Source organism: Halomonas piscis, from assembly GCF_031886125.1.
Taxonomy (GTDB): domain Bacteria; phylum Pseudomonadota; class Gammaproteobacteria; order Pseudomonadales; family Halomonadaceae; genus Vreelandella; species Vreelandella piscis.
In genome coordinates, this window is sequence record NZ_CP119391.1 from 814,439 (window position 1) to 839,082 (window position 24,644).

A 24,644-nucleotide genomic window follows, 5' to 3' on the forward strand; every position below is an offset into this window, starting at 1 on the left:
AACAATATATCAGCGTACATGAAAATATAGTTTGATTTATGTCAGACTTGCGTCGTAACAGGACTTATTCCCGACGTTAGAAGCGATTGGGCGCGATTTATTGGGATATCCTGTGACGCTGATTCCGCCATTGGCGGCGGGTCGAGTACCGTTTTGTCGCGCCGCGGGCGCGACCGGAACCGGAGAGAGTCCATGCAAAATATTGCCGCTACCTGGCAGGCATCGCGCCCCAGCTTTCTTGTGTTGGCGCCGCTGTGCGTGCTGCTGGGAATCGTCGTCGCGCTGGTGCAGGGGGCGACCCCTGCGGGGCAGGATATTGCGCTGGTCATGCTGGGCGGGCTGCTGGGGCATGCCGCCGTCAACTGGCTTAACGAATACGATGACTATCGTTCGGGGCTCGATTTCACCACCGCGCGCACGCCGTTTTCCGGGGGCAGCGGGACCTTGCCGGCGATGCCGTCAGCCGCTGCCTGGGTGCTGACGGCCGGGGCGCTCAGCCTGCTGGGGGTGGTGCTGATCGGCGCCTATTTCATTTGGCTGCGCGGGGCGGTACTGCTCTATCCGGGCGTGGTGGGTATTGCGCTGGTGGTGGCCTATACTCGCTGGCTGACGCGCTCGCCGACGCTTTGCCTGCTGGCGCCGGGGCTGGGCTTTGGCCCGGTCATGGTCGCCGGTACCGTACTGGCGCTGGGCGGGCATCTCGACGCTACCGCTGCCAGCGTGGCGCTAGTGACCTGGCTGTTGACCAGCGAGCTCCTGCTGGTCAACCAGCTCCCCGATGTCGAAGCCGATGAAGGTCACGGACGGCGCCATTTGCCGATTCTTTTGGGGCGCAAGGGGGCCTCGCGCTGGGTCATGGCCATGCTGCTGGCCAGCTACGCCGTCGTGGCGCTGGGGCTGCTGCTGGGATGGTTGCCTTGGCCCGCGGCCCTCGCGCTGCTGCCGCTGCCGCTTGCCGTGTGGCTGGGGCGCGGAATCAGCGCCGACTGCAACGCGCCTGCCCGGCTGCCGTTTTGGATGGGGATCAACGTGGTCACGTTACTGAGCACGCTGGCGCTGTTGAACCTGGGCATCGCGCTCGGCCTTGCCTAGCCGTGCCAAGAGTCCGCTGTGGGCTAGAAACCACGCCTTCATCACGTCGGTGATGGTGACCATTTCGGCCTCGGTGGTGATGTAGGCGGGCATGGTGTACAGGTAGTTCTTGAACGCCCGCAGCCACACGCCGCGCGCCCGGGCGAAGTCGCGCAAGCCGTCAAGGTCGGCGGCCTCATAAACTTCGATCACCGCGGCCGCCCCCAGCACCCGCACGTCCGCCACCGCGGGGTGGGCGGCAAGCTCGGCATCCTCGCAAAGCTCCCGGGTCAGCACCCGGCTGAGCCGGGCAATTTTCTCCAGGTAGTGCTCTTCTTCAAACACCGCCAGGCTCTCGAGCGCCACCCGGCAGGCCAGCGGGTTGCCCATGAAGGTGGGCCCGTGCATGAAGGCGTGGCGGTCGCTTTCGCCGCGGAAGGCGTCGTGGATCCGGTCGGTGGCAAGGGTTGCGGCGTGGCCCAGGTAGCCGCCGGTGAGCCCCTTGGACAGCACCATGATATCCGGCGTCACCTCGGCGTGGTTGGCGGCGAACATCTTGCCGGTGCGGCCAAAGCCGGTGGCGACTTCGTCGAACACCAGCAGCACGTTGAACTCGTCGCACAGCTCGCGGGCGCCGCACAGGTAGTGGGGCGAGGTCATGTTGAGCCCGCCGGCGGCCTGGAGTAGCGGCTCCATGAGCAGCGCGGCGATCTCGTGATGGTGCTGCTCCAGCACCGCGCGCAGCCCGGCCAGGTCGTCTTCCACGTCTTCGGGGGCGGCGTCAAAGGGGGCCGTGGGCGCCGGGGCAAAGTGGTGCCGGGGTAAAAGCGGGCTGAACAGCCTGTGCATGCCGCTTTCCGGGTCGCACACCGCCATGCAGCCGCTGGTATCGCCGTGGTAGCCGCGCTTGAGCGCGAGCATTCGGGTTTTCTCGGGGCGGCCGGTGAGGATGTGGTACTGCAGCGCCATTTTCATCGCCACTTCCATGCCCACCGAGCCGCTGTCGATGAAGAACACGTGGTTGAGCCCTTCGGGGGTGACGCGCACCAGCGCCCGGGCAAGCTGTTCGGCGGGGTCGTGGGTCAGCCCCGCGAGCATCACGTGGCTTAACGTGTCGGCCTGCTCGGCGATGGCGCGCACCAGGCGCGGGTGTCGGTAGCCGTGGATCATGCACCACCAGGAGCAGCAGGCGTCCAGCAGCCGCTCGCCGCCCTCGAGATAGAAGTACGGCCCTTCGCCGCCGATGACCCTGGGCACGGCGGGGTCCTGTTCGGGGCGCGGGTTCAGGCGCTGGTAGGGGTGCCAGACGGGAGAAGTCATGCGGGCTCCTTCAAGGTCAAACGAGACAGGCTGAGGTAGCGAGCGGCCGCCTCGGCGCTCGGGGCGTCAAGGTGCGGAATCACGCCCAGGCAGGGCGCGCCGAGCCTGGCTTCCAAAAGCTCAAGGTTGGCGCGAAAGCGCGGCGCGTCGGCGGCAAACGCCGCGTCCGTTGCGCTGCCCACCCAGCCGGCAAGGGGCAGGCCGTCGGCGGCGATGGCCTCCGCCGTCAGCCGCGCGTGGTTCAGGCATCCAAGCGTGAGCCCCACGGTGAGAATCACCGGGGTATTGAGCCTTGCGGCCAGATCGGCAAAGTCTTCGCCCTCGTTGAGCGGCACCCGCCAGCCCCCCGCGCCTTCGATCAGATAGAAGTCCCGTGAGTGGTGGGAAAACGTTTGCTCGATGGTCGTGGCAAGGCCGTCGACGCCGAGCGTGCAGCCGGCCTCCATCGCTGCCAGATGCGGGGCAATGGCCGGGGCGAAGGCGTAGGGGTTGACGGTTTCGTAGCTGACGGCAGGCGCACTCTGGGCCTGCAGCGCCAGCGCGTCGGCGTTGCGCAGACCCTCGGGCGTGGCGTCGCTGCCCGAGGCCACGGGCTTGAGCCCCAGCGTGCTCAGGCCCTGTTGGCGGGCGGCGCACAGCAGGGCACTGGCGGCCAGGGTCTTGCCGGCGTCGGTGTTGGTGCCGGTGACGAAGTAGGCATTCATGGGCGCTCCAGCACAAGCGTGAAACAGCGGTAGCTCACGGGCAGCCCTTCGGGCGTGCGCCGCGCTTCCATGCGCGCCGTGGCGGCTTTCAGGTCGCGGCGGGTCAGCCCCGCGCTTTGGGGGCGGGCGACCTGCGCGCCCACGCCCTTGATCGAGGCCAGCACCGCGGCCATGTCGGGGTAGTAAAAGCGCTCAAGGTGAGAGCGCTCGTGGGACACCCTGAGCCCGGCGGCCGCGGCGGCGTGCAGGTGGGTGTCGCGGTCGGCATAGGCCAGCAGCGCCTGGGGGCGCTGAAAGGCCGCGCCGATTTCTTCCAGGGTGCCGTCCAGCAGGGTGGTGAATACCGCACGCCCGCCCGGGGCCAGCACCCGGGCGAACTCGGCCATCACCGCGCTTGTGTCCCGGCACCATTGCAGGGCGAGGTTGGAGAAAATCAGCTCCACGCTTTGCGCCGTTACCGGCAGCGCCTCGGCGGAGCCTTCGCGAAAGCGTACTCGCCCGCCGCGCTTGCGCGCTTCCAGCAGCATGCCCGGGGCGATGTCCACGCCCATGACCTCGGCGTCGGGGTAGCGCTCGGCAAGTTTGCGGGTCCAGTCGCCGGTGGCGCAGCCCACGTCCACCACGCTTGCCGCCGACGCGGGCAGGTACTGCCACAGCGCCTGGCCGATGTGGCGCTGGGCGCTGGCGCGGCGGTCGTAGTGGGCGGCGGCCCGGGAAAACGCCCGGGCCACCCGGGCCTGCCAGTCGTGCGTTGTGGCAGGCCCGCCATCGTTTAGCGCAAGCGTGCTCATGGAGCCTCCGCGGGGGATGTCATGTCAGCGGCGATGCGGCAAAGCGCATCAGCGAGTGGAGCAGGCCGGGAAACCATGGGGCAGTGGCCGACTCCGGGCAGCCGTTCGCCGCCGGTGGCGGGCAGCAGCGGGTCGCGCTCGCCGGCAAGCGCGGCCACGGGGCAGGGCAGCGCGGCCAGCCGGTCGCGGTGATCCAGCGCTTCCAGAAAGCCGAGCCCGGCGGCAAGCGTGGCGGTATCTGCCGGCGGCGTCTGGCCCAGAAGCTCCGTCAGCCGCTTCAGGGCTTCGCGGGGCTCGGGCTCGCCGCTGCTCTGCCAGCGCAGAAAGTGCCGCCAGGCGGCGGCGGGGCTGCGCTCGAAGGCGCGGGAAAACTCGGCAAGCGCGTCGGGGGTGACGCCGCCGAGGGCGCAGAACCGCGCGCCGGCACCCAGCAGGATAATCCCCCGGGGCGGCGGCAGGTGCTCGGCCATGGCCACGGCCAGAAGCCCGCCCAGCGACCAGCCCACCCACACGCTGTCTCGGGAAAGGCTCGCGGCCATGGCGTTGGCCGTGGCGGCAATGTCGGCCGGATCGGCAAGGGCAGGCTGGTCGTCGTAGCCCGGCCAGTTGGGCGCGGTAACGCGCATGCCCTCGGGCCAGTGGGGTGCCAGCGGCTGCCAGATCCGGGCGTCGATGCCCCAGCCGTGGAGCAGGGTGAGGCTCAGGCCGTGGCGCATGGCGTATCCTCCTGCCGGCAGCGCGCCAGGCCTTCAAGCAGCCGTTCGATGTCGGCCCGGGCATGCCGGGCGCTCAGGGTAATGCGCAGCCGCGCCTGGCCGTCGGGCACCGTGGGCGGGCGAATGGCGCCCACCGCCACGCCGCAGGCGTCAAGCCTTGCCGCCCAGCGCAGGGTGCGCGCTTCATCGCCCAGCGTCAGCGGCTGAATGGGGGTGGTGGCGTCTGAAAGCGGCAGGTCGAGGCTTGCGGCCTCCCGGCGAAACAGCGCGATGTTGTCGGCCAGCCGCGCCCGGCGTTCGGGCTCGTCGCGTACGATCTTCAGCGCCTCGAGGGTCGCGGCGGTCACCGCTGGGGGCTGGGCGGTGGTGTACACGTAGCTGCGGGCAAACTGGGCGATGTGGTCGATCAGCGAGGCGTCGCCGGCGACGAAGGCCCCGCCGGTGCCCAGCGCCTTGCCGAAGGTACCCACCAGCAGCGGCACCTCGGTCGGGCTCGTGCCCTCGGTGCAGCCGCCGCCGGTATCCCCCAGCACGCCGATGCCGTGGGCGTCGTCGATCATCAAAAGGCCCTCGTGGCGCCGGGCGACGGCGGCCAGCTCGGTGACGTCGGCCACGTCGCCGTCCATGCTGAATACGCCGTCGCTTATCACCAGCTTGAGGGCGGCCTCGCTGCGGGCAAGCAGCCGCTCAAGGTCCGCCGTGTCGCGGTGATGAAAGCGCCGGGAGCGCGCGCCGGCCAGGGCCGCGCCGTCGAGCAGCGAGGCGTGGTTGAGCCGATCCTGAAACAGCGCCGTGCTGCGGTCGGCCAGCGCCTGAATCACGCCCAGGTTGGCCATGTAGCCGGTGGAAAACACAAGCGCCCGCTCGCGGCCGAGCCACTCGGCAAGCTTTTGCTCAAGGGTTTCGTGAACGGACAGATGCCCGCTGACCAGATGCGAGGCGGTGGCCCCCGCACCAAAGCGGCGTGCGCCGTCAGCGGCGGCTTCGCGCACCCGGGGCTCAAGGGCCAGGCCCAGGTAGTCGTTGCCGGCGAAGTCCAGCGCGGCATCGGGCAGCACTCGGCGGGTGCGCCAGCGGTTGGCTGTCTGACGCGCGTGTTTGGCCGCGCTCAGGTAGTCGTGCCAGGGCTGCGGGGCGTTTGGCGTCGCGTCAGGCACTGGCGTCCACCGCCAGTTGGTTGGCTCGGTTGACATGCAGCTGCCGAGCCAGCCGGGCGGCCTCGGCGTTGTCGCTTGCGCTGCGGCAGTCGGCGTCGCGGGTTTCCGGGTACAGGCCGAGCTTTTGGAACAGCCGGCGATCGCGGCTGGCCTCGGGGTTGTCGGTGGTCAGCAGCCGGTCGCCGTAGAAGATCGAGTTGGCCCCGGCCATGAACGCCAGCGCCTGGGTGGACTCGCTCATGTTCTCGCGCCCGGCGGACAGGCGCACGTGGCTTTGGGGCATCATGATCCGTGCCACGGCGATGGCGCGGACGAACTCCAGAGGGTCGAGGTCGTCGACGTTCTCGAGCGGGGTGCCCGGCACCTTGACCAGCATGTTGATGGGCACGGATTCGGGGTGCGGGTCGAGGCTTGCCAGCTGCTGCAGCAGCGCGCTTCTGTCGCGCTCGCTTTCGCCCATGCCCAGAATGCCGCCGGTGCAGACCTTCATCCCCGCGCCGCGCACGTGGTCGAGGGTTTCCAGCCGCTCGTCGAAGGTGCGGGTGGTGATGATCTCGCCGTAGTACTCCGGCGAGGTGTCGAGGTTGTGGTTGTAGTAGTCAAGCCCCGCTTCGGCCAGCCGCCCGGCCTGTTCGCCGCTGACGCTGCCAAGGGTCATGCAGGTTTCAAGCCCCAGCGCCTTGACCTGGCGGACCATCTCTTCCACCGCCGGCATGTCGCGCTCCCGGGGGCTTTTCCACGCCGCCCCCATGCAGAAGCGGCTGGCCCCGGCGTCCCGAGCTTCCCGGGCCTGGCTGACCACCTTTTCCACCTCCATCAGCTTTTCCTTTTCCAGCTCGGTGTTGTAGTGGCCGGACTGGGGGCAGTACTTGCAGTCTTCGGGGCAGGCCCCGGTCTTGATCGACAACAGCGTCGAGACCTGCACCGCGTTGGGCTCGAAGTGGGCGCGGTGGGTCTGCTGGGCGCGCAGCAGAAGATCGTTGAACGGCAGGGCGAACAGCGCGTTGATCTCGTCAATCGACCAGTCGTGGCGCTGCCGGGAGGCGGTGGCGGACATGAGTAAACCTTGTGGTTATTTAAAGTTGACGGAACTTTAGCGACGCGCCGGGTTTTGTGTCAACTTTAAATATATTTATGGTTTACCATAAAGCTGAGCGGCCAAGCGGCAGGGAGTGGCGAAAACGCGGTAAATCCTGAGGAATCCCCATGAAATGGGTAATAAAATCAGCATGATAGGATTGAAAAAGCCTGCATGAGTCATGCATGTTGTGAGTTACGACACACAACAACATGCGAAGGAGACCCATGCAGGCCCCTCGATTCTTGCATAACTTGCTGACGTCTTCACTCTCCGTGATCCATGCCAAGCGGCTACAGACCGTCCTCGATACCGTTGGCGCTCTGCTGGGCGAGCGACGTCTGGGATTAACGGCCATTGGCCGTGCGTTGCCGAGCTCGACGGATGCCAAGCACGCCATCAAACGAGTCGATCGACTATTAGGCAACCCTCACCTTCATCAGGAACGACCGCTGTTCTATTGGCTCATGGCCTCGCTGCTGATCGGCCATACAACGCGCCCACTGATTCTGGTGGACTGGTCGCCGATTGATGACCGCGGCAGGCATTTCCTGCTGCGTGCGGCGGTGCCCTTCGCCGGGCGATCGCTGCCCATCTTCGAGAAGGTTCATCACAAGGAAGGATGCCCATACTGTGAAGCCTATCTGCTGGATGCGCTGGCAAGGATCCTGCCCGACAAGGCCACGCCGATCCTGGTGACCGATGCCGGCTTTCGTAACCCGTGGTTTCGGGCCGTTGAAGCGCGCGGCTGGTATATCGTTGGACGGGTCCGTCAGCCCGCCCGTTACCAGGCGTCAGGCGAAGCATGGCAACCCGTGAAGACCCTGTTTCAACACGCGACATCGGAACCGCAGGCGTGGGGCTCCGTCCGGATCGCCGAAAACCATCCGTTCCGCGCTCAGATGGTGCTCTATTATCGACCGCCACGGGGACGTAAGCATCGCAATAAACAAGGCCGGATCTCTCGGGACGGCGGCAGCCGGACGATCGCCCGGCGTCAGCAGGAGCCCTGGGTGCTGGTCAGCAATCTGCCGGACCGCTCAACGCTGGCGAATAAAGTGGTAACGATCTACCGACAGCGCATGCAGATTGAGGAAGGGTTCCGCGATGTCAAAAGTCCCTTGTTCGGGCTGGGCTTCGGCATGCATCAGTCTCGCCAGGGCAAGCGCATCGAGGTCCTGCTGCTGATCGCCATGTTGGCGAACGTGGCCATGATGGTGGCCGGCCTGGATGTCCGAGCCCGGGGGCAACAGCGGCGCTATCAGAGCAACAGTATCCGGCACCGGAGCGTGCTTTCCGTGTGGCGCCTGGGCTTGGAATGTCTTCGTCGTCATCAACCCGACGCCGTGCCTTGGCCTGCTTGGACAACCCTCCGAGCACGACTTCGCGAGGAAGTCAGGGAGCAGAGCCTATGCGGCGAGTAGCAACATATTCGTGGGGATTCGTCAGCGGTAAATCCTTCCCTGGACGCTCCCTACGCCATCCCTGGCGTAGGAGTTTCGCTACTCCCAGCCGCTTGGCTGATATCGTATTGCCGTGACAATAAACGATTGGAAATAGGGATGGAGGTAGTTCGTCAGCGGGTAGCGGCTGCTTTATACTGCGGCGCTTTAATCGCCTGGAGAACGCCATGTCAGAGGCCGATACGGCGCGGGAAGAGAACCCGCCCCGGCGGGAGTTCAAGGCGCGGGGAAGCTTTGTGGTGCGCTGCGAGGGCTGCAACCTGCCGGCGCTCAACTGCCTGTGCCCTTACCGGGTGAGTGCCCAGAGCCATGCCAGAGTATGGCTGATTACCCACCGCATGGAGCATTACAAGCCCACCAACACCGGCCGGCTGATCGGCGACGTGCTGGACGACACCCGGGTGTTTACCTGGCACCGCACCGAGCCCGACGCCGAGCTGCTGGCGCTGCTCGCCGACCCGGGCTACGCGCCCTTTGTGGTGTTCCCCGACGACCAGCCGGACTACGACCACGGCCGGGTGGCCGGCAACGACGCCGTCGGGAAGGCCATGGCTGACGGCCGCACGCCGGTGTACATCCTGCTCGACGGCACCTGGCGCCAGGCCCGGCGGATCTTTCGCAAAAGCCCCTATCTGGATAGCCTGCCGGTGCTGCCGCTGCGCACCGCGCGCCGCAGCCGCTACCGGCTGCGCAAGTCGGCCGCCGCCGAACAGCTGAGCACCGCCGAGGTAGCGGCCGAGCTTTTACGCCAGAACGGCGATATTGACGCCGCCAACGTGCTCGACGACTACTTCGACGCCTTCAACGACAGCTACGCCGAAAGCCGCGGCCACCGCAAAATCCATACGCCCAGCCCCGCCATGAAGCGGCTGCTGGAAAGACAACACCAAGTAGAGAACGACAGCGAAAATGCAGTACTTTGAGCGTTTTAATCGGTTTTTTCCCGTTTGGGCCGTACTCCTCGCCGCGATAGCGGCGGCGAAGCCGGGCTGGTTCACCGGCCTGGCCGATCAGATCCAGCTGCTCTTGACGGTGATCATGTTCTCCATGGGGCTGACGCTGTCCGGTAGCGACTTTGCCCGGGTGGTGAAATCTCCGGCGCCGATACTGGTAGGCGTGGCGCTGCAGTTTTTGATCATGCCGCTGGCGGCGCTGCTGATTTCGCTGGCACTTTCCCTGTCGCCTGAGCTGACCCTGGGCATGGTGCTGGTGGGGGCAACAGCCGGCGGCACGTCGTCCAACGTCATGGCCTGGCTGGCCGGCGGACGCGTGGCGCTGTCGGTGTCGATGACCATGGTGTCAACGCTGATCTCGGTGGTGGCCACGCCGCTGCTGACGCTGCTGCTGATCGGGCAAAGCGTTGACGTACCCACCGTGGGGATGCTCTTGAGCATCGCCCAGCTGGTCGTGATACCGGTAGCGGCCGGGGTGGTGGTGCATCACTTCCTGGGCGAGCGCATCAAGCCGGTAGAACCGGTGCTGGCCACGCTTGCCATGCTGGCCATCGTGCTGATCATCGCCATTGTGGTGGCGCTGAACGCCGACCGCCTGCTGACGCTGGGGCCTACGGTGGCGCTGGCCGTGGTGCTGCACAACGGCGTGGGGCTTGCCGGCGGCTACGGCATGGCCAAAGCGGCGCACTTTGACGAGCGTACCGCGCGCACCATTGCCTTTGAAGTCGGGCTGCAAAACTCGGGGCTGGCGGTCAGCCTGGCCAGCCAGTTCTTTACCGTGGGGGCGGCGTTGCCGGGAGCGATATTTTCAGTCTGGCACAACGTCTCCGGCTCGGTACTCGCCGGCTGGTGGAAGCGGCGGCCGGTGCCGGGATCAGAAGACGCGCCGGGGGAGTAGGCGACGTTCGCTGGCCGCAGCTTACGCGGGCTTGTGACGCAGCGCTGAGGTGATCCAGCGCCAGCGGCTGATCAACAGGGCGGTAAAAATCAGCCCGCAGCCGCCAAACTTCAGCGCGGTCATGGTTTCGCCGAACCACAGGGCGGAAAACAGCGCCGTCCACACCGCCTCCAGCATCAGGATGACCGAAGCGTGACTGGGTGTGGTCAGGCTTTGTCCCTTGATCTGGAGGAAAAACCGCAGGGCGGTGGCGGGAATGGCGCTGGCCAGAAACCAGCCCAGAACGGCCGGCGTCAGCTGGTAGCTTCCGTGCTCCAGGAGCAGCGACGCCGGGGTGAGGACAATCCCAACCACCAGCAGCTGCAGGGCGGTGAGCGGCAGCGCCGGCAGATGGCGCACCACGCGGATATTGGTGTTGATCAGCAGAGCAAAGCACGCCGCCGAGCAAAGCATGAACAGCTGCCCTGCCTCGAGTTGGAAGCCGCTATTGAGCGACAGCAGGGCAAAGCCAAGAAGGGCTACCGGCAGTGCCACCCAGGTGGGGCGCGGAGGGGGCTCGCCAAACAGCAGCAGGGCCACAACGGGCACCATGAGGATGCCCAGACTGTTGATAAAGGCGCTTTCGCCCAGATGGCTCGAGTGCGCCAGGCCGAGTACCCAAAAGCCAATGGCCGCGCTGAACAACAGCCCCACCAGCAGCCCGCGGTAAAGCGCCGAGCGGGATAGCTGGCACAGCCCCGGCCATGCCATGCCGGCCAGCAGAATACCTGCCAGCAAGAAGCGCGTGCCGATAAAGCCCACAGGCGGCATGCCGGCCAGCGCTTCCTTGGAAAAAATCCAGCCGGCAGCGGCAATCATGGTGACGAGCAGCAGCAGGGCATCGGCCTGCCATAGCGTGCGTGGGCGATCCATTACGCTATCCGAACAGCGCGCCGGCGATGCGGAAGCCGGCGATCCAGGTGCCGGCGGCGGAGCCCAGGGTGGCCAGCAGAAATACCAGCAGAGTGCGCGAAACCCGGTTTTGCCACCAGCCCTTGAGCCGGGTGACGTCGTGGCGCAGGGTGGCGAAGTCGCGCACCTTGGGTCGGCGCATATAGAGCTCCACCCCGGCGGCGACGAAGCCCGCGCCGATAGTCGGGTTGAGCGACGTCAGCGGGGCGGCGAAAAACGTTGCCACCACGGTGACCGGGTGCGCCAGGGCGGCCACGGTGGCCCCGGCGGAAAGCACGCCGTTGATCAGAAACCATTCGCTCACCAGCTGCCAGCCAAGCTCGGTATTGCGCGAAAAGCCCACGGCAAAGCCGGCAATTACCAGCGCCGAGATGGCCCAGGGCAGCGCTTTCCAGAGCTTCGACGGCGGCGGCGTGGCCTCCAGGCGTTCGCGCTCTTCCGCCGGCGCCTGGGGCAGCGGTGCCGACAGATGCTCTTCGGTGCCCTGAAGGTGGCCGGCGCCGAGTACCACCAGCACGTTTTTATAGCGCCCGGGCGGCGCGGTTTCGGCCAGGCGCAGAGCCATGTAGCGGTCGCGCTCGCGGATCAGCGGCGTGTAGAGCGCCTCGGACTCGGCGGCGAACTCGCTGAAGGTAGCCTCCAAAACGTCGCTTTCCTTGAGTTTTTCGATCTCCTCGCCGGAAATCTTCTGGCGCGACATCACGCTGCCCAGAAGCCCGGAAAGCAGCCCGAAACGCTGCCACCAGGGCACGCTGTGATAGACCCGCTTGAGCGTGGTGCCCACGTCGCGGTCGATGAGCAGCAAGGGCAGTCGGCTGCGCTCGGCCTGCTCCACCGCGGCACGCATTTCCGCGCCGGGCTGAATGCCCGACTGGTCGGCGATACGCTGCTGGAAGGCGCCCAGCGCCAGGCTTGCCGCTACCATGCCGGCCTTGCCCTGCTTGAATACCTGAAACAGGTCCTGCTCGCCCATGGCGTCGGGCTGGGTCATGCTCTGGTGGCGGGCGGCGCACAGCTCGATGGCCACGGCGTCAAACCTGGCGGTGGCGAGCAGGGCGGCGACATCGTCGGCGCTTTCCCGGGAAACGTGGGCGGTGCCCAGCAGGGTGTAGTGCGTATTGCCCACGGTGACGGTATGCAGCGGCCCGCTGGTAGCGGGCAGCGCCTCTGGCGCGGGTGACAGAACGTGATCTTCGCTCATGCAGGAGGTCTCAATCGTCGACAAATGAAAGACGCCGCTAGCGGCGCCAGAAAGCGGGGGTAAACAAAACCAGAACGGTAAAGATTTCCAGGCGGCCGAGCAGCATGGCCAGCACCAGCACCCATTTGGCAAAGCCGGGCAGGTTGCCGTAGTGGGTGCTGGCCTCGCCCAGCGCCGGGCCCAGGTTGTTGAGCGCCGAGCCCACCGCCGACCAGGCGGTGACTTGATCCACGCCGGTCGCCATGACGCCCACCATCATCAGAAAGAACAGCATCACGTAAACTGAAAAAAAGCCCCATACCGCCTGGGCGACGCTGTCGGGCACGCTGACCTTGCCCACCTTCACCGCAATGACCGCGTTGGGATGGATCAGCCGCATGATTTCACGCATGCCCTGCTTCAAAATCAGAATGATGCGAATGACCTTCATGCCCCCGGCGGTGGAGCCGGAGCAGCCGCCGACAAAGGCCGCCACGAACAGCAGAAACGGCAGCGCGCCCGGCCAGACAGAGAAGTCGGCCACGCCAAAGCCGGTGGTGGTAGCCACCGAGACCACCTCGAACAGCGCGTGGCGCAGCCCCAGCGGGCTCTGGTAGGTCTGGGTCAGCCACAGGGTGAGCACGGTGATGCTGACCAGCCCCAGCAGGAACAGCATCAAAAACCGCGCCTCGGGATCGACAAAGTAGTGCAGCAAGCGCTTTTCCCGCCAGGCGATGAAGTGCAGGCTGAAGCTGAACGCCGAGATCAGCATGAAGCCCACGCAGATCAGCTCCACGGCGGCGCTGTCGAAAAAGCCGATGCTGGCGTCGTGGGTGGAAAACCCGCCGATGGCCACGGTAGAGAAACTGTGCCCCAGGGCGTCGAACCAGCCCATGCCCGCGGCCATGTAGGCCAGCATGCAGGCCACGGTCAGGGTGGCGTAGATGTACCACAGCGCCTTGGCGGTCTCGGTGATGCGCGGGGTGAGCTTGGAATCCTTGAGCGGGCCGGGGATCTCGGTGCGATAAAGCGCCATGCCGCCGACGCCCAGGGTCGGCAGAATGGCGACGGCCAGCACCACGATGCCCATGCCGCCCAGCCACTGCAGCTGCTGGCGATAGTAGCGGATGGACTCGGGCAAAAAATCGATCCCGGTGATCACCGTGGCGCCGGTGGTGGTGAGCCCGGAAAACGATTCGAACACCGCATCGGTGAGCGTAAGCGCGCCTTCGCCAAACAGCATCAGCGGCAGCGAGCCAAAAAGCGCCAGCACCGCCCAGAACATGGCCGCGATCAGAAAGCCGTCGCGGATGCGCAGCTCCTTGCGTTCGCGGCGGTTGGGCAGATACAGCGTAAGGCCGGTGAGCACGGTGATCGCGATCCCCAGGCTGAAGGCGTTCCACACGCCGTCGCGAAACCACAGCGACACCAGCATCGGCGGCAGCATGGTGAGGCTGAACAGCATCAGCAACAGTCCCAGAATACGCAGAATCACCCGCAGGCTCATGGTCGGCGCGGCTCCTTGTGATCGCGTTGGCGCCGCATTTGCGGCATGTCGGAAAGCGGCATGTCAGAAAAAGGTCAGCCCGACCTGAAACAGGCGCTCGACGTCGCGGATACGGCGCTTGTCGATGACGAACAGGATGACGTGATCGCCTGACTCTATCACGACGTCGCGCCGGGCGATCATCACTTTGCGGCGGCGTACCACGGCACCGATGGTGGTACCTTCGGGCAGGTCGATCTCGCCGATACTGCGGCCGACTACCCGGGACGACTGCTTGTCGCCGTGGGCGATGGCCTCGATGGCTTCGGCCGCCCCCCGGCGCAGGGAGTGGACGTTGACGATATCGCCCCGGCGCACGTGGGTGAGCAGGCTGCCGATGGTGGCCTGCTGGGGGGAGATGGCGATGTCGATTTCGCCGCCCTGGACGAGGTCCACGTAGGCGGCGTTGTTGATCAGTGTGAGCACTTTCTTGGCGCCCAGGCGCTTGGCCAGCAGCGACGACATGATGTTGACCTCGTCGTCGTTGGTCAGGGCGCAGAAGATATCGCAGTCCTCGATGTTTTCTTCTTCCAGCAGGCGCTTGCTGGTGGCGCCGCCGTGAAGCACCACGGTGCGGTCCAGGCGTTCGGACAGCTGGGTGCAGCGCTTGAGACTGTGCTCGATGATCTTGACCTGATGGTTGTGCTCCAGATGCTCGGCCAGGCGCTCGCCGATGTTGCCACCGCCGGCGATGACCACCCGGCGGAAGTTGCGCTCGAGCCGTCGAAGCTCGCCCATCACCGCGCGAATGTCGCGCCGGGCGGCGAGGAAGAAGACCTCGTCGTCGGCCTCGATGACGGTATCGCCCCGGGGAATCAGCGGCCGGTTGCGCCGGTAGATAGCGGCGACGCGAGTATCCACGTTGGGCATGTGGCGGCGCAGAAACCCCAGGTTCTGCCCCACCAGCGGGCCGCCGTAGAAGGCCTTGACCGCGACCAGCTGGACCAGCCCGCCGGCAAACTCCAGCACCTGCAGCGCCCCGGGGTGCTCGATCAGCCGGCGGACGTGGTCGGTGACCACCTGTTCGGGGCTGATCAGCACGTCGATGGGGATGGCTTCGTGGGCAAACAGCCCCTTGCGCGTGAGGTACGCCGTGGTGCGTACCCGGGCGATCTTGGTCGGGGTGCGAAACAGCGTATGCGCCACCTGGCAGGCGATCATGTTGATTTCGTCGGTGTTGGTCACCGCGATCAGCATGTCGGCGTCTTCGCAGCCGGCTTCGCGCAGCGTATTGGGGTAGGAGCCGGGGCCGGCCACGGTGCGGATGTCGAGCCGGGTATGCAGCCCGCGCAGGCGCTCGCCGTCGGTGTCCACCACGGTGATGTCGTTTTCTTCGTGGGCCAGGTGTTCCGCCAAAGTTCCGCCGACCTGGCCGGCCCCGAGAATGATGATCTTCATCGCGCCTCAGCGTCTGCAGCAAAAGGACGGCGACGTAGCGCCGTCCAGGTCAGGGCGGCCGGCCTGCACCGGCCGCAAGGGAACAAGCAGGCTGCCCCCGCGGGGCGATTATTCAATGGTGAAGCCGACCTTGACGGTGACCTGCCAGTGAGCGACCTGGTTATCCTCGATGTGCCCCCGGGTTTCGACGACTTCGAACCAGCGCATGTTGTGCAGGGTTTCCGAGGCTTTGGTGAGGGCGCGCTGAACGGCGTCTTCGATGCTTTTCTCCGAGGTGCCAACGAGGTCGACGTGCTTGTAGACGTTGCTCATTTCTACTCTCCTTTACGAATCGATAGCTTTTGCCAACCGATGGTCTTCACCAGCCGATAGCCTTTACCAGCCGAATAGCGCTTGGCCGCCGGGCCGCTCAGGCGGCCGCTTTCACGAGTCTGGCATAGAAAAAGCCGTCGTGTCCGTCATCGAGCGGTAAAAGCTGGCGACCGGCGCCGCTTGGCTGCCCCCAGGCCACGTCGTCCGGCGTGGTGTTCCGGGCATCCGGGGTGCGGGCCAGAAAGGCGTTGATCTGATCGGCGTTTTCTTCCGGCAGCACCGAGCAGGTGGCGTAGAGCAGGGTGCCGCCGGGGGTCAGCAGCGGCCAGAGGTTGTCCAGCAGGCGCGCCTGCAGCTCGGCAAGTCGGGGAATGTCCGCGGGCCGGCGCAGGCGCTTGATATCCGGGTGACGGCGGATGACGCCGGTGCCCGAACAGGGGGCGTCGAGCAGGATGGCGTCGAATTCGGTCTTGCTCCAGTCGCCGCGCTGGGTGGCATCGGCGTGGTGCAGCTGGGCGTTAAGCCCCAGCCGCTCCAGGGTGGCTTCTACCCGGGCCAGGCGTTCGCCGTCGCTGTCGAGCGCGGTCAGCGCAATGTCGAACTGTTCGAGCAGGTGCGCGGCCTTGCCCCCGGGGGCGCTGCAGGCGTCCAGCACCTGGGCGCCGGGGCGCGGGGCAAGCGTCGGCCCCAGCAGCACCGCGCTGAGCTGGGCGGCTTCGTCCTGGACGCTTGCCCGGCCTGAGTCGAAGCCGGGCAGGGTGGCGACGTCGCAGGGCCTGTCCAGGGTGATGCCGTCCGGCGCGTGGGCGCAGGGCCGCCCCGTCATGCCCAGCTCGGCCAGGTCAGCGAGATAGGCCTCGCGGTGCCCGTGGCGGGCGTTGACGCGCAGCGTCATGGGGCCGGGCCGGTTGTTGGCCTCGGCCAGGGCGCGCCACTGCTCGGGCCAGGCGCTTCTAAAGGCGTCCAGCAGCCATTCGGGGTGGGCAAGCGCCACGCTCGGGGTGCGGTCGACCCGGGCCTGAAGCGCAGCGGCTTCGCGCTGCAGGCGGCGCAAGCAGCCGTTGAGCACCCGGGTGGCCCAGGCCTTGCCCAGAAGCCGGGCAGCGCCGGCGGTTTCGCCCACGGCGGCGTGGGCGGGGATGCGCATGTACAAAAGCTGGTAAATGCCCAGCAGCAGCAGCGCCTGCACGTCCTGGTCGCGCTTTTTCAGCGGCTGGCGCAGAAGCTCGCCGGCCAGCGCTTCCAGGCGCGGCAGGTGCCGGCAGGTACCGAAGCATAGCTCCTTGAGCAGGGCGCGGTCCCGGGGGGCGACGCTGGCCTCGTTGAGCCCGGCAAGCGAGCCCTGATCCTTGAGCACCGGCGCCAGCCCCCGGGCGGCGGCGGCGCGGACATCCGTCCCGGTAGCGTCGGCGGGCGTTTGCCGAGTCATGGCGTAGCTCCTTTGGCGTGGCGGCCCAGGCGGCTGCCTTCGGCCAGGCGCGGGGACTGGGCGTTGAGCAGCTCGCTTACCGCAAGTGCCTTGCCGCCGGGCAGCTGGGCTTGGGTCACGCGCAGCACCTCATCGCCGTTGTCGCCGCAGGCGATGCGCAAGGCGTCGGCGTCCGGGGGCAAGAGCGTCCCCGGCGGCAGGGCCGTACCGGTGACTTCCTCGGCGTTTGCCATCAATAGCCGCAGGCGAGCGTCGTCGTTGCCGCCCAGCGTGCACCAGGCCACCGGCCAGGGGTTGAAGGCGCGAATCCGCGCGGCAAGCTCGGCGGCGGGGCGGGTGAAATCCAGCTCGGCCTCGGCCTTGGACAGCTTGGCGGCGTAGGTCACGCCCTCTTCGGGCTGGGGGGTGGCGCTGGCGCGGCCTTCCGCGATGGCGTCAAGGGTGGTGGCGAGGGTTTCGGCGCCGAGGTCGGCCAGGGCGTTGTGGAGCTCGCCGGCAGTAGTCGTCGCGGTGATCGGCGTACGCGCCTCGGCGAGCACCGCACCGGTATCAAGCCCGGCGTCCATCTGCATGATCGATACCCCGGTCTCGGCGTCGCCCGCCTCGATGGCGCGGTGAATGGGCGCCGCCCCCCGCCAGCGCGGCAGCAGTGAGGCGTGGACATTGACGCAGCCAAGCCGCGGAAGGTCCAGCACCGCGCGCGGCAGCAGCAGTCCGTAGGCGACCACGACCATGACGTCGGCGTTGAGCGCGGCAAGCGTTTTTTGGGCGTCGGCGTCTTTCAGCGTCGCCGGCTGGTGGACGTCCAGCCCCTGTTCCAGCGCCAGCGCCTTGACCGGGCTCGGGGTCAGCCGCCGGCCGCGTCCGGCGGGGCGGTCGGGCTGGGTATAAACGCCCACCACGCGGTGGCGGCTTTGCAGCAGCGCTCGCAGGCTCGAGGCGGCAAAATCCGGCGTACCGGCGAAGACAACGCGCAGTGCAGGCATGGCAGTGTTCCTGAAGCGAAAAGGGCGGATAGAGATAGCCGCCGAGGCGACGGCGAAAGGCCGATAAAGCGGTACGTGCAGAAAGGGGGCGGCGCGAGCTAGGCGTCCTGCAGCTGTTTTTGGCGCTTGTGCATTTTCTTCAGCACGCGTTCGCGCTTGAGCGGCGACAGGTAGTCGACGAACAGCACGCCCTCCAGGTGGTCGCATTCGTGCTGAATGCAGTGGGCCAGCAGATCGTCGGCCTCGAGCTCGTAGGGCTCGCCGTCGCGGCCGGTGGCGCTCAGCCTGACGCGCAGGTGGCGGGGCACCTCGGCGTAGTACTCGGGGATGGACAGGCAGCCTTCGGACATCGGCGCCTGCTCGTCGCCCAGCGGTTCGTAGGTCGGGTTGATGAGCACGAGAGGCTCGTTGCCGGTTTCGCTGACGTCCATCACGATAACCCGACGGTGGTCGTCCACCTGGGTGGCGGCAAGGCCGATGCCGCGGGCGTCGTACATGGTTTCCAGCATGTTGTCGACCAGCGTGCGTACCTCGTCATCGACGGTGTCGACCGGCGCGGCTTTTGTCCGCAGTCGCTCGTCGGGAAAGGTCAATATAGGTAGTTTAGCCATAGCGTTATGTGTACCGTTATGCTGATTCCGTAAGGCGCCCGGCGCTGTGCTTTACCGCCTTGGGGAAGGCCGGCCTGGGCGCTTTTCTGCCGTTCATTATATCATGGCCGCCCGGGCATGCCGACAGCGCGCGCCAGGAACCCGCATGAGCCAACACAGGGAGAGGCAAGCATGAGACAAGCTGAGGGAGCGCGTCGCGGCCGGAGGGCGGGGCTGGCCGCTGCCGCCGCGGTCGCCCTGCTGGCGTGCGGGGCGGCCGCGGCGGACGAGGTGCGCTGGCGCCAGGACGCCCCGGCGCGCTATACGGTGAAAAACGGCGACACCCTGTGGGATATTGCCGGGCAGTTTTTGCACTCGCCCTGGCGCTGGCCACGGGTATGGCAGCAAAATCCCCAGATCGACAACCCCCACCTGATTTATCCCGGCGACCGGATCACGCTGCGCGACTGCGATGGCCGCCCCTGCCTTGATCTGGAGCGCGGCCAGAACGTGGTGAAAATGTCGCCGGAAATGCGCGCGCTGCCGCGCCGTCAAGTGGTCCCGCCGCTGCCCATGAGCGTGCTGCAGGCCTTTTTGCGTGAGCATCGCGTGGTCGATACACCCCAGGAGCTTGAGGCGCTGGCCTACGTCGTGGGTACGGAAAACAAGCGCCTGATTAGCGGCGCCGGGGATCAGGTCTTCGTCAGGCCGGTTGAGGCATCGGCGAGCGCCGGGCTTGAGCGCGGCCAGCGGCTGGGCATTTTCCGCCAGGGCGAGGTGTACCGCGACGCCGCCGGCGAGCCGCTGGGGCTCGAGCTGATCGGCATCGGCGAGGGCGTGCTGGCAGACAAAAGCGCCGACATGATGCGCATGAACGTGCAGAAATCCGCCCGGGAAGTGCGCAGCAACGACATCATCCTGCCCCTGGAAACGCGCCTGGCGGCGGCAGAGATGGAGCCCCGGGCGCCCCGGCGTGACGTGGCCGGCCATATCGTCGGCGTGCCCGGCGGCGTGCGCTTCATCGGCCGGCTGCAGGTCGTGGCCATTGATCTGGGGACCGAAGACGGCATACAGCCCGGGCACGTGCTGAGTATCGAACAGCGGGGCGAGCGCGTCGTGGACCCGCGCACGGACAAAGCGGTTCGCCTGCCCGGTGAGGTAGCAGGCACCCTGGTGGTGTTCCGCCCCTATGACCGGGTGAGCTACGCTATCGTCATGGAAGCCACCAACACGCTGGCGGTAGGTGACGCCGTTCACCCGCCGCGCTGAGCGGGGCAAAAAAACTGGAGCGGGCAGCGCCCGCAAGGAGCCGCAGTGGATACCCGGGACTGGCTTGCCGCGTGTTTTCTGCCGGGGCTTGGGCCCCAGCGACTGGCCAAACTGCGGGAGCGAGCGCCGGCGTGGCCCGAAGGCTGGCTGGCGCTCTTGCCGCCTCAGCCCGCGGCGGCGCTGCGCCTGTGGCTTGAGCACCCGGAGAGAAGCCCCCTGGCGCCCGCCGTTGAGGCAAGCCTTGCCTGGGAACGGGCGGCTCCGGGGCGGGCGATTCTGCACCGCGACCATCCGGACTTCTCCGCGCTTCTGGGCGAGATTGCCGACCCGCCCGCGGTGCTCTGGGCACAGGGAGACCTGGCCGCGCTGCGTCGGGCGGGCATTGCCGTGGTGGGCAGCCGCCGACCCACGGCGGAGGCCGTGGCCAACGCGCGAACCTTTGCCCGGGAGCTTGCCCGGCGCGGATTCTGCGTGACCAGCGGCATGGCCCTGGGCATCGATGCCGAGGCTCAGCGCGCCGCGCTTGACGCCGGCGGGGCCAGCATTGCCGTGCTCGCCACCGGCATCGACGTCATCTACCCCGCCCGCCACCGGGCGCTCTATCAGCGGCTTTGCCATGCGCCCGGCGGGCTGCTGCTGGCCGAGCACCCGCCGGGGACGCGCGCCCATCCGGCTTTTTTTCCCCGGCGCAACAGAATCGTGACCGGGCTTGCACTGGGCACCTTGGTGGTGGAAGCCGCCGAAAAAAGCGGCTCGCTGGTCAGCGCCAGGCTGGCGCTGGAGCAGGGGCGCGAGCTCTTTGCCCTGCCCGCCTCGCTCAATAACGTCCAGGCCCGAGGCTCACTGCAGCTGCTGCGCACCGGCGCCAGCCTGGCGCGCGACACCGCCGATATTGTCGCCGAGCTTTCCCACTGGGACGGGCACTACGCTGCTTGCCGGCCGGATACCGAGGGGCGACCGTTGCCGGAGCAAGCGCCGCCGGCCCCTCCCGCAGAGCCGGCGGACCCGCTGCTGGCCGCGCTGGGCGCTACCCCCGTGCCGATCGACGTGCTGGTGGCGCAGGTCGGCTTGACGGTAGGCGAATGCCAGCAGCGCCTGCTGATGCTCGAACTTGACGGCCTGGCGGCCCACCGCCCCGGCGGCTGGGCACGGTGCTGAGGCGCAGCGCTGGCGGGCGCCGCTGTGATACGATGACCGCCGCCCGATCGACGCCGCGAGGAGAGCCCATGCCAACGGCAGACCGCCACTCTGATACCCCTGACGCCGCTGCGCTTGCCAGGGCCGCAGACGCCCTGCGCGCGGGCCAGGTGATTGCCTGCCCCACCGAAGCCGTATGGGGGCTTAGCTGCGATCCGCACAGCGAGGCGGCGTTAGCGCAACTGCTGCGGCTGAAGGCCCGGGACCCGGCCAAGGGGCTGATCGTGGTAGCCGCCAGCATGGCGCAGCTGGCGCCCTGGCTTGACGGACTCGACGAGGCGCTTCGTGCGCCCCTGCGGGCGAGCTGGCCGGGGCCGGTCACCTGGCTGGTGCCGGATAACGGCACGGCGCCGACGCTGGTGCGCGGCGAGCATGACAGTGTGGCCCTGCGGGTAACTGACCATCCCGGTATGCAGGCGCTGTGCGACGCCTTCGGCGGCCCGCTGGTGTCTACCTCGGCCAACCGCACGGGGGAAGCTCCGGCGCTGACCGCGGAGGCGGCGGGCGCGATGTTTGGCGAGGCGCTGGGGATGGTGGTGCCCGGCAGGCTCGGCGGGTACGCGCGCCCCAGCCAAATCCGCGATCTGGCAAGCGGGCGTGTGCTGCGCGACTGACGCCCGGGCGCTCCGCTGTCGTCGGCGATCCTTTCCGTTTCACTCTGCCAGTTCCCTGGAGCAAACCGTGGCTCATGAACACCTTGACGACGTAAAACGCTATCTTCTCGATCTGCAGGAGCGCCTGTGCGACGGTATCGCCGACGCCGACGGCAAAGCGGCTTTCCAGGAAGACAGCTGGAACCGCGAAGCCGGCGGCGGCGGACGTTCCCGGGTCGTGGAAAACGGCGCCGTGTTCGAGAAGGGCGGGGTCAACTACTCCCACGTCTACGGCGATACGCTCCCGCCCTCGGCCACCGCGGCGCGCCCGGAGCTCGCCGGACGCAGCTTTCACGCCGTGGGCGTCTCCTGGGTGCTGCACCCGGAAAATCCCCACGTGCCCACCAGCCACGGCAACGTGCGCTTCTTCATCGCCGAGAAGGCCGGCGAAACGCCGGTGTGGTGGTTCGGCGGCGGCTTCGACCTGACGCCGTTCTATCCGGTGCTCGAGGACGTCTGCCACTGGCACCGGGTGGCAAAGGCCGCCTGCGAACCCTTCGGCGAGGACGTCTACCCGCGCTACAAGGCCTGGTGCGACGACTACTTCTATCTCAAGCATCGGGACGAAACCCGGGGCGTGGGCGGGCTCTTCTTCGACGACGTCAACGACGGCGGCTTTGACGACTGCTTCGCCTTTCTGCGCGCGGTGGGCGACAGCTTTCTCGACGCCTACCTGCCCATTGTCGAACGCCGCCGGGACACGCCCTACGGCCAGCGCGAGCGCGACTTCCAGCTTTATCGCCGGGGGCGCTACGTGGAGTTCAACCTGGTGTGGGACCGCGGCACCCTGTTTGGCCTGCAAAGCGGCGGGCGCACCGAGTCGATTCTGATGTCGATGCCGCCGCTGGCGCGCTGGGAATACGCCTACGCCCCGGAAGAGGCAAGCGCAGAGGCCGAGCTGGAGGCCTACCTGGTCCCTCGGGATTGGCTATCGCCTGCGCCTTTTCAGCCCCAGGAATCGGAGTAAACCATGGCAGATCGCTACGCCGTATTCGGCAATCCGGTGGCGCATTCCAAATCGCCGCTGATCCATGCCGCCTTTGCCGAGCAGACCGGCCAGGCGCTGACCTATACCGCGGTGGAGGCGCCAAAGGACGACTTTGCCGGCGCCTGGCAGCGCTTTGCCCGGGAAGGCGGACGCGGCGCCAACGTCACCGTGCCGTTCAAGGGCGAGGCCTTCGCGCTGTGCGATACCCTGAGCCACCGCGCGCGCCAGGCCCGGGCGGTGAATACGCTGATCCTGGGCGGCAACGGGCGCCTCTACGGCGATAACACCGACGGCATCGGCATGGCGCGCGACCTGGCCCACCACGGGGTGGCGCTGAAGGGCAAGCGGGTGCTGATCGTGGGCGCCGGCGGCGCGGTGCGCGGCGTGCTGGCGCCGCTGCTGGCCGAAACGCCCGGGGAAGTGGTGATCGCCAACCGCACCGCGGCCAAGGCGGCGGACCTGGCCGCGGCGTTTGCCGATGCCGGGCGCACAAGCGGCGGCGGTTTTGCAGAGATCGAGGGCGCGTTCGACCTGGTGATCAACGGCTCAAGCGCCAGCCTTGCCGGCGATATGCCGCCGCTGCCGGAACGTCTCTTCGCCGAGGGCGCCACCGCCTACGACATGATGTACGGCGCCGCGCCCACGGTCTTTCTGCGCTGGGCCGAGGCCCGGGGGGCGCGGCCCGTGGACGGGCTGGGGATGCTGGTCGAGCAGGCGGCGGAGTCGTTTTTCCTGTGGCGCAGCGTGCGCCCCGAGACCGCCGCCGTGCGCGCCACCCTGCGCCGGACCCTGGCCGAGGCCTGAAGCCTTCCCGCGGCGCTATCGCTGGCGCCGCTGGGCAAGCCCGACCATGCACAGAAGCAGGCCGACGATGGAAGTCAGCATGCCGCCGTTGACCAGAAACGGCGCGCGCTCGACCCAGGGAGCAAACTCCTGGGCCGAGTCGCGGCAGACGCTGGCCACGTAGTCCCAGTGGCCGCCGTCGAGCTGGCAGGCGCGCACGTCAGCAAGCTCCCAGAAATACAGGCCGAGCATGACAAGCGGCGGGACAATCAGCAGCAGCAATCCTAGGCGAATCATGGGTTCCTCAGCGAGCGGTGGTGTCTTCGAGGCAGGGCTCAGGGCCGCGAACAGTTGGGGGTGCGGCCGGCGCTGCGGGCGTTCTCGTAGGCGTCGAGCGCCTGGGGCATGCCGGCTTCAAGCCCGCTGATGCGCTGGCCCTGGCTTGGGTGGGTGGACATCCATTCGGGCGGCGCGCTGCCGCCGGCGCGCTGCATGTTTTGCCACAGCGCCACGCTTTCCCGAGGGTCGAAACCGGCGTTGGCCATCAGCTCAAGCCCGATGGTGTCGGCTTCGCTTTCGTGGCGCCGGGAGAAGGGCAGCAGGATACCGTACTGCGCGCCCATGCCCAAAAGTCCCATCAGCTGCTCGCCGCTGGCGGAATCCACGCCGGAGGCGCTCGACAGGACCGACAGGCCAAGCTCGGTGGCGTTTTCGGTGGAAGCGCGCTCGTTGGCGTGGTTAGCCAGGACGTGGCCGACCTCGTGGCCGAGCACCGTGGCCAGCTGAGCCTGGTTTTCGGCGACCTTGAGCATGCCGCTGTTTACCCCCATATAGCCGCCGGGCAGGGCAAAGGCGTTGGGCTCGTCGGCCTGAAACACTTCCACTTCCCAGTTCTGCCGGCGCTGCTCGGCGGGAAGCTCAGCGACGATGGCCTGGGCGACGCACTGCACGTAGCGCTGGTTTGGTGCGTCGGCGGCGGGCAGTTTCTGCTGATACTGGTCGAACGCCTTGGCGCCCATCTCACCGAGCTGCTCGTTCGACATCAGCAAAAGCTGGGAGCGGCCGGTGGGCGAGGTGGTGCAGGCAGCAAGCCCCGCCAGCAGGGTGGTACAAAGGGCGGTGACGGCAAGGGGACGAAACCAGCGCATAAGCGTTTCCTTCTCGGTCAGTGACATGGTGCCTCAAGGGCCCTGTAAGCAGTTGCCGGATAT

General features: G+C 67.4%; 25 protein-coding genes. 9 read left to right on the forward strand and 16 right to left on the reverse strand.

What is annotated here, in order from left to right; translation table 11 throughout:
- The first annotated feature begins 192 nt into the window (after window positions 1-192).
- Window positions 193-1,092: a prenyltransferase gene (locus P1P91_RS03825; protein WP_311884647.1), complete on the forward strand. Its 900-nt coding sequence runs from the start codon at window positions 193-195 to the stop codon at window positions 1,090-1,092.
- On the opposite strand, the gene bioA is transcribed toward P1P91_RS03825, so the two are convergent.
- Genes bioA through bioB form a run of 6 tightly spaced genes read right to left on the reverse strand, consistent with a single transcriptional unit; the run spans window position 1,039 to window position 6,816 of the window.
- Window positions 1,039-2,391, reverse strand: coding sequence for an adenosylmethionine--8-amino-7-oxononanoate transaminase (gene bioA / locus P1P91_RS03830; RefSeq protein WP_311884648.1), 1,353 nt, complete (start codon window positions 2,389-2,391; stop codon window positions 1,039-1,041). The genes P1P91_RS03825 and bioA overlap by 54 nt on opposite strands.
- Complete coding sequence (bioD, locus tag P1P91_RS03835; protein ID WP_311884649.1) at window positions 2,388-3,095, reverse strand: dethiobiotin synthase; 708 nt, start codon at window positions 3,093-3,095, stop codon at window positions 2,388-2,390. The genes bioA and bioD overlap by 4 nt, the downstream gene beginning before the upstream one ends.
- Window positions 3,092-3,886 (reverse strand): methyltransferase domain-containing protein, encoded by a 795-nt coding sequence (locus P1P91_RS03840; protein WP_311884650.1) that lies wholly within the window; start codon window positions 3,884-3,886, stop codon window positions 3,092-3,094. The genes bioD and P1P91_RS03840 overlap by 4 nt, the downstream gene beginning before the upstream one ends.
- Entirely contained in the window at window positions 3,883-4,602 is a 720-nt protein-coding gene (locus P1P91_RS03845) for an alpha/beta fold hydrolase (RefSeq protein WP_311884652.1), read from the reverse strand. Before P1P91_RS03845 ends, P1P91_RS03840 begins: the two co-directional genes overlap by 4 nt.
- The gene (gene bioF, locus P1P91_RS03850) at window positions 4,587-5,759 is read right to left on the reverse strand and encodes an 8-amino-7-oxononanoate synthase (protein ID WP_376717201.1); all 1,173 of its coding nucleotides are present in this window, start codon (window positions 5,757-5,759) and stop codon (window positions 4,587-4,589) included. Before bioF ends, P1P91_RS03845 begins: the two co-directional genes overlap by 16 nt.
- On the reverse strand, window positions 5,752-6,816 hold the full coding sequence (gene bioB / locus P1P91_RS03855; RefSeq protein ID WP_311884654.1) for a biotin synthase BioB: 1,065 nt from the start codon (window positions 6,814-6,816) through the stop codon (window positions 5,752-5,754). Before bioB ends, bioF begins: the two co-directional genes overlap by 8 nt.
- Window positions 6,817-7,064: 248 nt before the next feature.
- Between bioB and P1P91_RS03860 the strand changes: the two genes are divergently transcribed.
- From P1P91_RS03860 to P1P91_RS03870, 3 genes are all read left to right on the forward strand, one after another.
- Window positions 7,065-8,261 (forward strand): IS4 family transposase, encoded by a 1,197-nt coding sequence (locus P1P91_RS03860; RefSeq protein ID WP_311882096.1) that lies wholly within the window; start codon window positions 7,065-7,067, stop codon window positions 8,259-8,261.
- Window positions 8,262-8,467: 206 nt separating this feature from the next.
- The gene (locus tag P1P91_RS03865; RefSeq protein ID WP_311884656.1) at window positions 8,468-9,223 is read left to right on the forward strand and encodes a tRNA-uridine aminocarboxypropyltransferase; all 756 of its coding nucleotides are present in this window, start codon (window positions 8,468-8,470) and stop codon (window positions 9,221-9,223) included.
- Complete coding sequence (locus P1P91_RS03870; protein ID WP_311884658.1) at window positions 9,210-10,151, forward strand: bile acid:sodium symporter family protein; 942 nt, start codon at window positions 9,210-9,212, stop codon at window positions 10,149-10,151. The genes P1P91_RS03865 and P1P91_RS03870 overlap by 14 nt, the downstream gene beginning before the upstream one ends.
- Before the next feature lie 21 nt (window positions 10,152-10,172).
- Here P1P91_RS03870 and P1P91_RS03875 read toward each other — a convergent pair whose 3' ends face one another.
- The 8 genes from P1P91_RS03875 to def all read right to left on the reverse strand — a co-directional run bounded on the left by P1P91_RS03875 (window position 10,173) and on the right by def (window position 18,564).
- A complete protein-coding gene (locus tag P1P91_RS03875; protein ID WP_311884659.1) occupies window positions 10,173-11,063 on the reverse strand; it encodes a DMT family transporter in 891 nt (296 codons plus the stop codon).
- A 4-nt stretch (window positions 11,064-11,067) separates the two neighbouring features.
- Window positions 11,068-12,303, reverse strand: a complete 1,236-nt coding sequence (locus P1P91_RS03880) for a TraB/GumN family protein (protein ID WP_311884660.1) — start codon at window positions 12,301-12,303, stop codon at window positions 11,068-11,070.
- A 37-nt stretch (window positions 12,304-12,340) separates the two neighbouring features.
- The gene (locus tag P1P91_RS03885) at window positions 12,341-13,789 is read right to left on the reverse strand and encodes a TrkH family potassium uptake protein (protein ID WP_311884662.1); all 1,449 of its coding nucleotides are present in this window, start codon (window positions 13,787-13,789) and stop codon (window positions 12,341-12,343) included.
- Window positions 13,790-13,852: 63 nt separating this feature from the next.
- On the reverse strand, window positions 13,853-15,226 hold the full coding sequence (trkA, locus tag P1P91_RS03890; RefSeq protein WP_311884663.1) for a Trk system potassium transporter TrkA: 1,374 nt from the start codon (window positions 15,224-15,226) through the stop codon (window positions 13,853-13,855).
- A 108-nt stretch (window positions 15,227-15,334) separates the two neighbouring features.
- Window positions 15,335-15,538: a dodecin gene (locus tag P1P91_RS03895; protein WP_311884664.1), complete on the reverse strand. Its 204-nt coding sequence runs from the start codon at window positions 15,536-15,538 to the stop codon at window positions 15,335-15,337.
- A gap of 97 nt (window positions 15,539-15,635) precedes the next feature.
- Window positions 15,636-16,967: a 16S rRNA (cytosine(967)-C(5))-methyltransferase RsmB gene (gene rsmB, locus P1P91_RS03900; protein WP_311884665.1), complete on the reverse strand. Its 1,332-nt coding sequence runs from the start codon at window positions 16,965-16,967 to the stop codon at window positions 15,636-15,638.
- A complete protein-coding gene (fmt, locus tag P1P91_RS03905; RefSeq protein ID WP_311884667.1) occupies window positions 16,964-17,953 on the reverse strand; it encodes a methionyl-tRNA formyltransferase in 990 nt (329 codons plus the stop codon). Before fmt ends, rsmB begins: the two co-directional genes overlap by 4 nt.
- Before the next feature lie 98 nt (window positions 17,954-18,051).
- A complete protein-coding gene (gene def, locus P1P91_RS03910; RefSeq protein ID WP_311884668.1) occupies window positions 18,052-18,564 on the reverse strand; it encodes a peptide deformylase in 513 nt (170 codons plus the stop codon).
- A gap of 171 nt (window positions 18,565-18,735) precedes the next feature.
- Here def and P1P91_RS03915 point away from each other — a divergent pair, with 171 nt between their 5' ends.
- The 5 genes from P1P91_RS03915 to aroE all read left to right on the forward strand — a co-directional run bounded on the left by P1P91_RS03915 (window position 18,736) and on the right by aroE (window position 23,454).
- A complete protein-coding gene (locus P1P91_RS03915; RefSeq protein ID WP_311884669.1) occupies window positions 18,736-19,812 on the forward strand; it encodes a LysM peptidoglycan-binding domain-containing protein in 1,077 nt (358 codons plus the stop codon).
- A 45-nt stretch (window positions 19,813-19,857) separates the two neighbouring features.
- Window positions 19,858-20,970, forward strand: a complete 1,113-nt coding sequence (dprA, locus tag P1P91_RS03920) for a DNA-processing protein DprA (protein ID WP_311884670.1) — start codon at window positions 19,858-19,860, stop codon at window positions 20,968-20,970.
- Between the two features lie 68 nt (window positions 20,971-21,038).
- Window positions 21,039-21,623: an L-threonylcarbamoyladenylate synthase gene (locus P1P91_RS03925; RefSeq protein ID WP_311884672.1), complete on the forward strand. Its 585-nt coding sequence runs from the start codon at window positions 21,039-21,041 to the stop codon at window positions 21,621-21,623.
- Between the two features lie 67 nt (window positions 21,624-21,690).
- The gene (gene hemF / locus P1P91_RS03930) at window positions 21,691-22,629 is read left to right on the forward strand and encodes an oxygen-dependent coproporphyrinogen oxidase (RefSeq protein WP_311884674.1); all 939 of its coding nucleotides are present in this window, start codon (window positions 21,691-21,693) and stop codon (window positions 22,627-22,629) included.
- Between the two features lie 3 nt (window positions 22,630-22,632).
- Window positions 22,633-23,454, forward strand: a complete 822-nt coding sequence (gene aroE, locus P1P91_RS03935; RefSeq protein ID WP_311884676.1) for a shikimate dehydrogenase — start codon at window positions 22,633-22,635, stop codon at window positions 23,452-23,454.
- A 15-nt stretch (window positions 23,455-23,469) separates the two neighbouring features.
- On the opposite strand, the gene P1P91_RS03940 is transcribed toward aroE, so the two are convergent.
- Both P1P91_RS03940 and P1P91_RS03945 read right to left on the reverse strand, forming a co-directional pair.
- The gene (locus P1P91_RS03940) at window positions 23,470-23,730 is read right to left on the reverse strand and encodes a hypothetical protein (RefSeq protein WP_311884677.1); all 261 of its coding nucleotides are present in this window, start codon (window positions 23,728-23,730) and stop codon (window positions 23,470-23,472) included.
- A gap of 38 nt (window positions 23,731-23,768) precedes the next feature.
- On the reverse strand, window positions 23,769-24,581 hold the full coding sequence (locus tag P1P91_RS03945) for a M48 family metallopeptidase (RefSeq protein ID WP_311885685.1): 813 nt from the start codon (window positions 24,579-24,581) through the stop codon (window positions 23,769-23,771).
- Window positions 24,582-24,644: the final 63 nt, after the last annotated feature.